This window comes from Epibacterium sp. MM17-32 (assembly GCF_022348205.1).
Lineage (GTDB): Bacteria > Pseudomonadota > Alphaproteobacteria > Rhodobacterales > Rhodobacteraceae > Epibacterium.
The window spans coordinates 98276-110286 of sequence record NZ_JAKRFC010000008.1; the positions used below are offsets into that span (position 1 = coordinate 98276).

Annotated in this window: 7 protein-coding genes; 1 reads left to right on the forward strand and 6 read right to left on the reverse strand. The window is 65.5% G+C overall.

Annotated elements, in window-relative coordinates:
* Positions 1-97: 97 nt before the first annotated feature.
* A complete protein-coding gene (locus MHM88_RS14015) occupies positions 98-1309 on the forward strand; it encodes a glycosyltransferase family 4 protein (protein ID WP_239366254.1) in 1212 nt (403 codons plus the stop codon).
* A 42-nt stretch (positions 1310-1351) separates the two neighbouring features.
* On the opposite strand, the gene MHM88_RS14020 is transcribed toward MHM88_RS14015, so the two are convergent.
* Genes MHM88_RS14020 through MHM88_RS14045 form a run of 6 tightly spaced genes read right to left on the reverse strand, consistent with a single transcriptional unit; the run spans position 1352 to position 12008 of the window.
* Entirely contained in the window at positions 1352-2191 is an 840-nt protein-coding gene (locus MHM88_RS14020; protein ID WP_239366257.1) for a glycosyltransferase, read from the reverse strand.
* On the reverse strand, positions 2188-4725 hold the full coding sequence (locus MHM88_RS14025; protein ID WP_239366260.1) for a hypothetical protein: 2538 nt from the start codon (positions 4723-4725) through the stop codon (positions 2188-2190). Before MHM88_RS14025 ends, MHM88_RS14020 begins: the two co-directional genes overlap by 4 nt.
* Positions 4722-5708 (reverse strand): hypothetical protein, encoded by a 987-nt coding sequence (locus tag MHM88_RS14030; protein WP_239366263.1) that lies wholly within the window; start codon positions 5706-5708, stop codon positions 4722-4724. Before MHM88_RS14030 ends, MHM88_RS14025 begins: the two co-directional genes overlap by 4 nt.
* Positions 5705-6424, reverse strand: coding sequence for a 4'-phosphopantetheinyl transferase (locus MHM88_RS14035; RefSeq protein ID WP_239366275.1), 720 nt, complete (start codon positions 6422-6424; stop codon positions 5705-5707). Before MHM88_RS14035 ends, MHM88_RS14030 begins: the two co-directional genes overlap by 4 nt.
* Complete coding sequence (locus tag MHM88_RS14040; protein ID WP_239366278.1) at positions 6421-10989, reverse strand: MupA/Atu3671 family FMN-dependent luciferase-like monooxygenase; 4569 nt, start codon at positions 10987-10989, stop codon at positions 6421-6423. Before MHM88_RS14040 ends, MHM88_RS14035 begins: the two co-directional genes overlap by 4 nt.
* The gene (locus MHM88_RS14045) at positions 10986-12008 is read right to left on the reverse strand and encodes a glycosyltransferase family 2 protein (protein ID WP_239366281.1); all 1023 of its coding nucleotides are present in this window, start codon (positions 12006-12008) and stop codon (positions 10986-10988) included. The genes MHM88_RS14040 and MHM88_RS14045 overlap by 4 nt, the downstream gene beginning before the upstream one ends.
* Positions 12009-12011 lie beyond the last annotated feature (3 nt).

The following is a 12011-nucleotide window of genomic DNA, read 5'->3' on the forward strand; positions in this document are numbered from 1 at the left end:
CTGATCTTTTTTGCCGCCCGTCGCGGGTCGTGGCGCTGGGCAAAACCCGGGCAAACGCGTAGTCTTGGCCGGAAGACAGGCAAGGAAAGACCGACGTGTGAAGATTGCATATGTGCTGAACACCTATCCGCAGCCCTCCCAGAGCTTCATTCGGCGTGAGATCCATGCGCTGGAGCGCCGCGGCATCGAGGTGGTGCGCCTGCCGATGCGCCCGGGGACGCAGGAGCTGACGGACCCCGGGGACCGCGCAGAAGCGGAGCGGTGCCACTATGTCCTGCGGTTCGGGGCGGCGCGTCTGCTGTGGGCGTTTCTGGCCTATGTTCCGCGCGCGCCGCAGCGCTGCTGGCGCGCGGTCCGGCTGGCGTTGCGACTGGGGCACATCAGCGGGGCGCGGGGGCGTGCCCTCATCTATCTGCTCGAAGCGGCGATGGTGCGCCGGATCTGCGACCGGCAGCGCTGCACGCATATCCACGCCCATTTCGGCACCAATGCCACCACGGTTTCCATGCTGGCGCATGCACTGGGGGGGCCGGGCTACAGTTTCACCACCCATGGGCCGGAGGAATTCGACGCGCCCCATGGGCTTGCGCTGGGACAGAAGGTCGACCGGGCCCGGTTTGCCGTGGCGATCTCCAGTTTTGGCCGCAGCCAGTTGAGCCGCTGGGCGTCCTTTGGCGCCTGGTCGCGGATCAAGGTGGTCCATTGTGGCATCGAACCGGACCGCTTTGCCGCGCCCAAGCCGCTGCCGGAGGGGCCGGTCAGGCTGATCTGCATTGGCCGTTTCGTCGAACAAAAGGGGCAGTTGTTGCTGGTGCAGGCCTTGGCGCGCGCCGTGCGGCAGGTCCCGGACCTGCATCTGGCGCTGGTGGGCGACGGCGAGATGCGCGGCGCGCTGGAAGCCGAGATCGCGCGTCTCGATCTGTCTGCGCATGTGACACTCACCGGCTGGCTCACCGAGGCGGAGGTCCGGGCGCAGCTGGAGGCGGTGCATGCGCTGGTCATGCCCTCGTTTGCAGAGGGGCTGCCGATGGTGATCATGGAGGCGATGGCCTCCGCGCGCCCGGTGCTGGCCACTTATGTCGCCGGCACGCCCGAGCTGGTGCAGCCGGGAGAGACCGGCTGGCTGGTGCCTGCGGGGGATGTCGATGCGCTGGCGCAGGCGCTGGTGGATCTGGCCAACACACCGCACAGCGGGTTGGAACGCCTCGGCCGCGCCGCACGGGAGCGGGTGTTGCAACGCCATGACATCGATCATGAAGCAGGCAAGCTGGCCGCGCATTTTGCCGAGGCGATCAAGGCAGACGCCTGAGGCGTGGTGCCCGATGCCGGTGGGCAGCGTCTGAAGAGCGCGCTAGCGTCCCCGCTCCCAGTTGGAGCGATTGGCAAAAAGCGGCGAGCGGACGGCCACGGCCACCGCAAGATAGACGAGTAATCCAACAGGGTGGCGCCCCGCGATCCGAAGCAGCCGAGGCAACGTGACCGGGACCTTGTCATCGTTGCGCAAGAGATCAGGGAACCGGCGGGAGATTTCCGCGACGCCCTGATCCTGCCGCCGCCGGACGCGCACCAGATTGCGAAACCCCTCGACCATGGGCCAGGCATAGCCAGCCGAAAGGCGCTGACGTTCCTGCGGCGTGAACTGGAGCCGGGCGAAGGTGTCGTCCGAGATGATCGCGGGCCAGTGTTCCCAGCGTTGCCGCCCGGCGCGGTTCATCGCAAACACCCCAAAACCGGGCACCCCTTCCTGTACGAAGGGCAGGTTTTGCCAGACCCTGGCATAGGCGCGCGTGACGATGCTCTGGGCCGCCGCGACCCGGGGGGATCCGCCCCTGTAGGCGGGCCCGGTCACCCGGTGCAGGCTCAGGGCGATCTGCGGCAGGAGGGCAGGGTCGACGGTCACATCGGCGTCCAGATAGACAAGCATATCGCCCAGTGCTTGGGCATCGCCCTGGTTCAGGGCGGCCAGCTTGTCGCCTTTGGCCAGTTCCAGCACATGCAGCGCCCAGCCGGGGGGCGGTGTGCAGGCGCGGGCGCGGTTGGCGGTCTCGTCCGTGCAGCCATTTGCCAGCACCAGAACCTCGACATTGACATCGGCAGGGAGCGGTTCGGAGGCAAAGAGCGCCGCCAGGCAGCTTGCGATATAGTCCGCCTCGTTGTGGGCCGGAATCAAGACCGACAGCAGATGGTTCACTTGGCCGCCTCCAGCACGTCCCAGCGCGGGTTGCTGTCTGACAGCGTGCGCAAGGCGCCCCAGCTGCCCCAACGCCCCGCGACGGAGACATCCGAATAGGCCCCGAACAGCGTGCCGCCAAGATCCGGCCAGGCGTTCAGGAGCCGGCGGTACAATTCGGCCATTTCCGCCGTGTAGTTCAGGTGGACGAAAAACTCGGTCAGCATGTCATCATCGACCAGCGGCCCGTGACCGACGACATGGGTGCCGCCCTCATACATGATGAGGTCGAGGTCGTGTTCCCGTGCAACCTCCGCGTGGTAGGGCAGGACGCGGGTCAGCAGATCGTCGAGCGTTCCCTCCGATTGCGCCGCGTTCAGCCCATCCTGTAATTCGGCCGCAGCCTGTGACACGGCAACGTCAAAGCGATGCGCCGCGACATAATCGCGGGCCGCCCCGCCCCGAAGCCCCTGTTCCGCAGCCGCCTGACGCGCGCGATCCAGACTGTCGGCGATCCAGGCGCGGACCATCGGGGCATGGTCCTGGGTGCCCAGGAACGCGCCGAAATAGCCGGTTACCGCATAGGCATCAAAGCTGTGGTAGGGCGCCTGACGCGCGGGATCCTCGGCGGTCCAGATGGGCGCGGTCAGGATCTGGTCCTCCAGACCGAGCCAGCCGGTCTGGGTGGAGATCACCCGCACCAGCCGGTGCGACAGGTCAGCATCGGCGCGCCCGTCCGAAAAGACCTCGGTCCAGATCGCCGCGATGTCGCTTGCCCGGCCGGCGTAGTACTGAAGCCAGAGCCCATCGCTGCCCCAGGCGTCGCGGGCCTGATCATCCGCCCATTGCGCCTGCTGGAACTGCCAGTTCCAGACCTCGTTGGAATACTCCACATAGGCGGTGAGGTCTTCGTCCAGCCCCCCGTGCACAAGCTCGGCGAAGTTGCGCACATAAGTGTCATCGACCTTATGCGGCAGGGTAAACCAGGCATCCGCGCCGATCCGGTTGGCAAGCGTCACCAGCACCTCGGCGGGAACCCCCTTGCGGGTCCAGGTGTAATCGGCGACGCGCGGGCGGTCTTCCCAGCCCACCTGGCCGGAGTTGTTGGTCTCCATCCAGTCCATGAACCGCAGCGCCGCAAAGCCTTCGATCTTGTCGAGCCAGTCGGGGTTGAACAGGGCGCCCCGGGCAAAGGCGTCCAGATCCTCTTCGCGTACCACGGTGATATTGCGGACATAATCGCCGGTGCCTTCGCGGTCGCTGCGCTGAATGCGGATGTCGACCGCGCCTTCGCCGGGGGTGAAGTCAAAAGAGACCTCGCCTTTGCCATAGCGCACCTGGGTGGCGCGACCGCCCACTTCGACGATGCCGTCACCGTCAAACCGCAGCACATAGCGCCCGGCAAGGCCCGTGGCCGTTGGCGGCAGATCGGTCAGCAGCACCGTGCCGATCGAACCCAGTTCGGGCGGAATGGCCAGCGGCCAGCCGTGTGGATCGAGATAGCCGGCCGCGCGCAGCTCTTGTTCGGTCACCCCGCCCCAGCGCCCCGGCAGATGGCCGATCCAGCTGCGTGCGGTTTTGAAATGATCCAGAAAGGGCGCCTGCGGGCTCCAGTCACGCAGGGCCGCCAGGTTCATCGCAACGGGCTGCTGGCGGACTTCCGGGCGCGGCCCTGCCATGTCAAAGCGGTCGGGCGCGGCGTTGAGCGCAACCGGGATCGGATCGCTCGGCAATGCCACCGGATCGGGCGGCAGGGCCGTGCGCTGGGGGGCGTCGACCGCGGCATTTGCGGCGAGTTCCTGCAACCGTTGCGCCAGCTCCGGTGAGGGCGCGGTGTAGGAAGTGCCCCATTCCGTCTGCAGGACATGTGGCAACCCGTCCGGCGGCGACCCGGTCAGGACCGCGTATTGCACCAGCGCGAGGTAGTAGAACCCGATGTCGTTTGGATGGATGTCGTCGGAGAACACGTCCTGAATGCTGCGCAGCCCGGGCACGGTCCCGGCCTCGATCGCATCCGCCAGACGGCCAAGCGCCTGACCCGTCGGCAGCAGACGAATATCGCCTCCGGTGCGGGCTGCGACCTTGTCGACGATGCCCTGCCAGCGCGGCAAATCATTGTCGAGCCGGTCTCGCCAGGGAACATCCCCGCCATCGTCGAAAGGCACCTCCTCGCCGCTGCCGCTCAGCAGGCTGTGCCAGCCCTCCTGGACATAGAGGGTCACCTCGGGATTGCTCTCGGCGGCGAGGGAGTAGAAATTCACCACCGCCTGTTCGGTATTGCTCCAGCGCAGATGATTGGCGAGCGGCACCGCTTCGGTCACGATCAGCGCATCGACGGGCGCCGTGGCCAAGCGGTCGCGCGCGTTGATCCCCTGCGCCTTGTCTGCGTGTTCCCAGTTGTAGCGCAGAGGCGCGCCATTGATGATCTGGTATTCCACAACCGGTCTGCCGTCCTGTCCGGCCGCCAGCAGCTGTTGCAGCATGCGTGGATTTTCCGGTCCGATCAGCGAATGGCCAATCATGATGACAGCACTGAGCAGGTCGGTGGCGCTCATGTCTCCGGGTCCTCGGTTGGCGGCACCGTCACCGCAGGCTGCACGCCGGTGCGGGGCAGGCGGGTGACGACTTCCCAGACCAGCGCCTGCACCCTGGCTGCGCCCTCGGCACCGAGGGCAGAGACGGCGGTGCCATCAAAGAGCGTGACCTGATGTGGCAGACCCTCCGGCGACCGGTGGTACAGCACGGCATAGTGGGTCAGCGCGATGATATAGTCCCCAAGCGGGCTGAGGTGGATCTGGTCGAGGCTGCCATCGGCTGCGCGGGCAAAGAGCTGCGCGCGCTGGTCGAGACCGGGGATCTGTCCCGCCTCGGCGGCGCGCACCACAGCGGCCAGGACCTGCCCGCCCGGGATCAGATAGATCGGCGCTGTCTCGGGGCGGCTGCGGGTGTCCGTCGCGGTCAGCCGGCCGAGCCAGAGCGTGTCGAGATCGCTGTCAATCCGCTCCAGCCAGCCCACGGGATCATCCAGACGATGCCAGGTCTCGTAGAGATAGAGCCGCACGTCCGGGTTGGCGGAGCGGGCCAGGCTGGCCCAGCGATGCAGGTATTTTGCGCCGTCAAAGTAATCAAGCGCATCGCGCAGTTCGACCATCTCGGTCAGGATCACGGCGTCGTATTCGCCTGCGGCCAGCGCCTCTTTGGGATCGCGCCAGACCGGAGCCCTGTTGACGGCATCGAAATCGAGAATGGGTTCGGAGTCTTCCCAATGAGCCCGCAGGGAGGTGCCGGATCCGCGTTGCATGTTGTAGCGATGGCCCTCACCGGCAAACTGCGCCAGGAGATGCGGGATGTTCTGTCCGACGAGGGAATGCCCCAGGTGGTACACCCGCAAGGGGGCCTCTGGCGCCTCCAGCGCAGGCAGGTCCTGCGGCGCGGGCCGTGCGGAGGTGAACCCCCAGATCCCCAGGAGACCGACCGGAATAAGCGCCGTGGCGGCCAGCAGGGCACGGCGGGGAAGGCGCCTCAGCACGGACATCATGTGCAGGGCTCGTTGTTCAGGATTTCGACCGCGGTGATGATGACGCCGCATCCGATGGCAAATCGCCCCTGCAGCCGGGCGCCGGCGCGAAAGGGGGGCTGTTCGCCTGTGAAGGTTGCGGTGAACCCGCCCGCACCAGTCGCCCCGTCAACAAACGTCAGGTCCAGCCCGTCAAAGCCGAAGAACCGCTGCGAAATGGCGTATTGCGCCTTGTAGGCTGCTTCCTTGGCGGAGAACAGCAGCTTGCCCGCTTGACCCGGGTTTGGGTGCCGGGCGAGCCAGTCGCGTTCGGTCGCATTGGCGATGGAAGGCCAGAGATCGGCGGAGAGCGGCGTGTCTTCCTCCACATCGATGCCGAGACCGGGATGGGTGCTGTGGCGGGCAATGGCCGCAAGCGCGCAGCTGCGGCAATGGGTGATGCTGCCCGACACCCCCGCGGGCCAGAGGGGCGCGCGTTTCGGGCCGATCAGGATGGGGGCGGGCTCCCGGTTCAACGCGCGCATCGCCTGATGGGCGGCGGCGCGACCGGCGGCAAATTCCCGGCGGCGCTTGTCCACCGCGTTGGCAGACAGGCAGGCGCGTTCTTCGGGGAAGGGGGCCGGCAGCGGGCCCTGCGGATCGGCGCTGCCGATGGCGACCGCTTTCGAGAGCAGCGACCGCAGCAGCGACAGCCGGTCGGAGCCGAGATCGGAGGTATCCTGTTGCGCCTGCGTCATCCGGATTTGGCCTTGCGGTTGGCACGCATCGCGCGCCGTTTTGACATGGTCTCTGCGCGCCCGGCGGGGGCGGCAACGGAGCTTGGGGGATCATTTTGTGCGGCTGTGGCACCGTTTGCAAGATATTCGATGTGATCCGCCAGCCCATCAAGAGTGGGAAAGCGGAAGATGTCGGTGATGGACAGCCGGTCGACGGCGAGCGCGCTGCGGATGTCGCGGTGCGCCTGAACTGCGAGCAGGGAATGGCCGCCAAGGGCGAAGAAGTTGTCGCCCTGCGCCACGTCGTCTACGCCAAGGAGCTTTTGCCAGATCCCGGCGATTTGCGCCTGCGTATGCGAGTGTGGCGCCGCCGCCACCGGGCGGGGGCCGGACCGGGCCGGTTGCGGGTCGGGCAGCGCCTTGCGGTCGATCTTCTTGTTCGGGGTCAGCGGGAACGCCTCAAGCGTCACGATATGTGCAGGCACCATGACCTCTGACAGATGTCGCGCCAGATGGGCCTTGGCCTGCGCTTCGGAAAACGGCGCAGAGGCGGTCACATAGCCGACCAGACGCTCGTCCGTGCCGATCTTGCGCGGGATGACCACGGCGGCTGTCACGCCATCCATCGCGGACAGGGCGGCCTCGATTTCACCGAGTTCGATCCGTTGGCCGCGGATCTTGACCTGATGGTCGGTACGGCCGAGGAACTCCAGCGTGCCATCCGCGCGCCAGCGCACGAGATCGCCGGTGCGATACATCTGCTGACCGGCCCTGAAGGGATCAGCCGGGAAACGCTCTGCCGTGAGGTCCGCGCGCTGCCAGTAGCCAGCGGTCACACCCGCGCCGCCGATGCACAGCTCACCCGCGGCCCCGATCGGGACCGGCTGGTCCGTGCCGTCGAGGACATAGACGGTGGTATTGGCAACAGGCGTGCCGATGGGCGCGACCCCCTGCGGCGTCCCGTCAAGGGTTTCGACCGTGGACCAGATCGTCGTCTCGGTCGGGCCGTACATATTATGAAGCGTCGCGCGGGTCTGATTGCGCAGGGCGTTCACCAAATCGCCGGGCAGGGCCTCACCTCCTACCAGCAGGTGCTGCAAGCGCGCCAGCACCGGGCCTGCGTCCGCATCGGTGGCGATCATCCGCGCCATCGAGGGGGTGCATTGCATATGCGTGACGCCGTGGCGCACGATCTGGGCCGCAAGCGAGAAATCATCCGCTGCCAGTTCCTGTACGCGATTGGCGCGGCGCAGTACGTCGGCGAGGGGTTTCAGACCCTCCAGCACCACATGCGGCGCGATGCCGTAGTCGATCAGGCAGGCCACCTCATCCACGCCAATGCGTTTGAGGTCTTCGACCCGCGCCACGGCGTCCTCAACGGTGCCGAACAGGCCGGAGTCCTCGAAATAGCGCTCAAAGGCAAAATCCAGGATTGCTTCAAGTTCCTCGGTGCTGAGGCTGCCCAGATCCATCTCGAACGGGTTGTCGACTCCCTTGGGTCTCTTGAATGCGGGGAAGGCCCAGGCGTATTGCTTGATGAGCCCCGCAGCAGAGCGCAGGTAGTCTTTCATCGGCTCGCGCGCCACCTCGCGGGCGGCCTCGCGGGTGTCAGCCAGATAGGTGTGCAGCATGAGGGTGACGGTGAAATCGGCCGGGTCATGCCCCGCCTCGCGCAATGCGGCGTGATAGAGCGCGATTTTGTCGCCGACCTCATCGATACTCTGGCCTAACAGATGCGTGAGCACATTGGCCCCCACGCGCCCCGCCTCGCGCCATGTGTCCGGGTTGCCCGCCGTGGTGACCCAGACGGCAAGCTCGTCTGAAACCGGGCGCGGCTGTGTTACCACCGAATGGAGGCCGCCATCCTTGCGCGGAAAACCCACCTCTTCGCCGCGCCAGAGTTTGCGCACGGTCTCAAGCGCTTCGAACAACGCGGGTTTGTTGGCCGGCGGCGTGTTCTCTGGCCGCAGGATAAAGTCGTCCGGCTGCCAGCCCGAGGCAAACCCGATGCCCGCGCGCCCGCCGGTGAGGTTGTCGATCACCGCCCATTCTTCGGCAATGCGGGCCGGGTGGTGGAGAGGGGCCACACAAGAGCCTGCGCGCACACCGATGTTGCGGGTCACGGCGGCGACAGCAGCGCCCGTGACCGACGGGTTCGGATAGGGGCCACCAAAGGCGTGGAAATGCCGCTCCGGCGTCCAGACCGCGTTAAAGCCATGGGCGTCGGCAAATTTCGCCCCCTCAAGGAGCAGTTCGTATTTCTTCTCGCCCGCGCCGTCGTCGTTGCCCCAATAATAGAGGTTAAAGTCCATCTTGCGATCACTGAGCGCAATGGGGCCATTTGAGAGTTGCAGACGGCTTTCATCGCTGGAGAGCACCAGTTTGAAGCCGCGCGCCAGCGTCCAGAACAGCTCCAGCACGGAAATGTCGAACGACAGGCTGGTGACGGCGAGCCAGGTGTTGCCGACCTGATGCGGGATACGCGCATCCATGGCGGCGAAGAAATTGGCGACATTGCGGTGCCGCACCATCACGCCCTTGGGCAGGCCGGTCGAGCCGGAGGTATAGATCAGATAGGCCAGATCCGCGCCGGTGCCTTCGCTGACGGGTTCGGTTGGCGTGCTGAGGTCGAGCGTGTCGAGATGCAGGGGGTGCGCGCTGCTGTCGGGCAGATCCGGCGCCAGTGCTGCATGGGTGACAATGACCGAGGCCTGACTGTCGGTGATATAATGCGCGATACGATCACCCGGATAGGCCGGATCAAGCGGGACATAGGCCGCGCCTGCCTTCAGAATACCAAGCGTTGCCACTACCAGATCCATCGAGCGGCGCAAATAGACGCCGACGTGGCTGCCGGGTTTCACGCCTTGCTCTTGCAGGTGCCGGGCCAGCGCATTGGCGCGCTGGTTCAGCGCAGCATAACTCAGGTGTTGATCTTCAAAAACGAGGGCCGTTGCGTCCGGTGTTCGCGCCACCTGAGCCTCGAACGCGGCATGAATGGTCTGATCTGCCGGATAATCCGCGTCGGTTGCATTCCATTGCTCCAGCATCTGCTGGCGTTCGGTGTCGGGCAGCATGGGCAGGGCTGAAAGCGCAGTGTCTGCCTGTGCGGGCAGTGCCGCCAACAGGCATTCGAGGCGTGCCGCCAGCAGGGACAGCGCCTCTTGGGACAGATGCCGGGACTGTAGCTGCACGCGATCCCCAGACTGGATCAGTGCCAGTTGGGCGTGGTCCGGCACGCTGTCGGTACCCAGACACAAGACAACCGCCGGAGGGGCCTGCACAGAAATCTCTGGCGCGCGCAGGATCAGGTCCGTTGCAAAACCACCCTGATCTTCCGCTCGGGTCAGAACCGCCTCGGCACGGGTCGCAAGGGTCGAGAATGTCTCCTGCGTTTGGGCATTGAGGGGCACCCAATCGGCCATCAGCCCGGACTTTGCCGCAGACTGTAGCGTGGGCAGGCTGAGCGCGATTGACCCCTCGGTCTCGCCCAGACTGCACAACACCCATGCAAGCGCAGCCGCAGCCAATGTTGCGGGCGGGCACTGCGCAGGCAGTGTGATATCGGCGGTTTGCGCATCACCCTGTTCAGCAGTGTGCAATGGGACCGGCAGGGGCCGCATGCCGGACAACGCGCGCCGCCAGTAGGCTTCGGGCGTCTGGCTGGTTTGTGCCGCATTTTCCAGCGCGTTGATGTCACTCTCGGCAAGAGCAGGCAGCACATCGCCAGCGCGCAGAATGTCACGCAGGCTGAGGGGCGTGCCAGACAAGGTTGTCAGCGTCCCGAGCCGAATGGCCCCATCGGCGCAGGCAATGGTGACGTCGTCACTCGTGACGGCGAGGATCTCTCCCGCTGCGCCTGCGCCTTCAGCGGGATGCGCCTGACCAACCGCAACGAATTGATCGGCCAAGCGGATCTTTGCAGTGGTCAGCGGGTTCCAATAGCCGCCCATATCCAGACCACGGACAACGCGCAGCAGCTCCGCAACCGGGCGGTCAAAGCGCAAGGCCCCGGCGGCCTCCGGGCGATCCGCGCGGGCGTGGTAGTGGCGCTGGCTCAGATCCTGCGGCTGGCGGTTGAGGGTGCCGCGCTCCAATTGGTCGAGCACGTCGGCAAAGCTATCAAGGGCTGCGCCATAACATTTCGAGTTGAGGCTAAAGGCGGTGTCATCCTCAGAGACCGCGAAACGGCGCTGGGCGAGGATATCGCCTTCGTCCACACCACCCTCGATCATGTGCCATGTGATGCCATGTTCCGCAGCACCTTCGAGAATGGCCCAGTTGGGGGTGTTCAGACCTGCGCGTTCAGGCAGCGGGCCATCGTGGAAATTCACCGCCCCGCGGCGGGCCTTGGCAATCACTGTTTCGGGCAATACCCGCAGGTTGGCAATCGACAACAGCCAATCAAATTCGCCCTCGATGTCACGCGGGGCAGTAAGAACCTGCAGCCCTTTGGATGCGGCCCAGGAGGTGATTTCGGCACTTTCGCTGACCACAGCCCGGATCTCGTGACCACGTGTCAGCAAAGCCTCGCTACACCCGATCAGCAGGGATTCATTGCCAATGACGACGGTTGAAAATGTCATGACTTGTGTTCCTCCAGAACGGCGTCGGACGCAAATGGCCGGGCCGGGTTTGGCGCGGGCAGGGGGCGCAGCAGCCGTTTGAAATGATGACGCAGCAGGTCGCGATGAAAATGGGGCGCATCGGCGCGGGGCTTGCCGGAGGTCAGCCGGCGCAGTCCGTAAACCGCACCGCCCAGCAGCCGTGCAAGGGTCGCGCCAATCGCATAGATCGGACCGTGGGTTTGCGTGAAATAATGCAACCGCGAGTCCAGCCAGAACTCCGGTGTGCGCGCCCATGTCTTCATGCCGGTTGAGGCCGACCCCACATGGGCAACGGTGCTGTGTGGGATGTAATGCGTCCGCCAGCCCGCACGTGCGGCGCGGTGGCAGAGTTCGGTTTCCTCGAAGTATAGAAAAAACGTCTCGTCAAAGCCGCCGATGGCCTCGATGACCTCGCGGCGGATCATCATGCTGGCCCCGGCGGTCCAATCCACTTGTTGTGCGTCATCCGGGATCTCCAGCGGCACGATGGCGTGTTTTAACAGGCGGGAGATCACACCGGTGCGCGCGGCCCCTTCAAACTCGCTCGCGATGGTCGGAAAGCGAAACAGCGTGCAATGGGGCGTGCCGTCTTCGCCATGCACATACGACCCCGCCAGCCCCGCACCCGGCGCATTCAGTAGAAAGTCCCGCAATCTGCGAATGCAGTCCTTCTCGGGAAAGGCATCTGAGTTCAGGAGGTAATAGAAATCGGGGCGCGACCCATCCGAAAGCCGCGCGCGAAACCCGATGTTCATGCCCGCGCCAAAGCCGCCGTTGACGGGTGAGGCCTCGATGCGCAGGCGACCACTGTCCAGCCAGCCACGCGCTGTGGCCCCGGCCCGCAGGGCCTCAAAAGAGCCATCGCCCGATCCATTGTCGATTATCAGCACTTCGCCGGGCAGATCTTCCATTTCCTCCAACGCTGCTTCGGCAGAGCGCAGCGTCATGGCAGGCGTGCGAAAGTTCAGGATGATCGTGAGGATGGTCTGCGCGGTCATGGG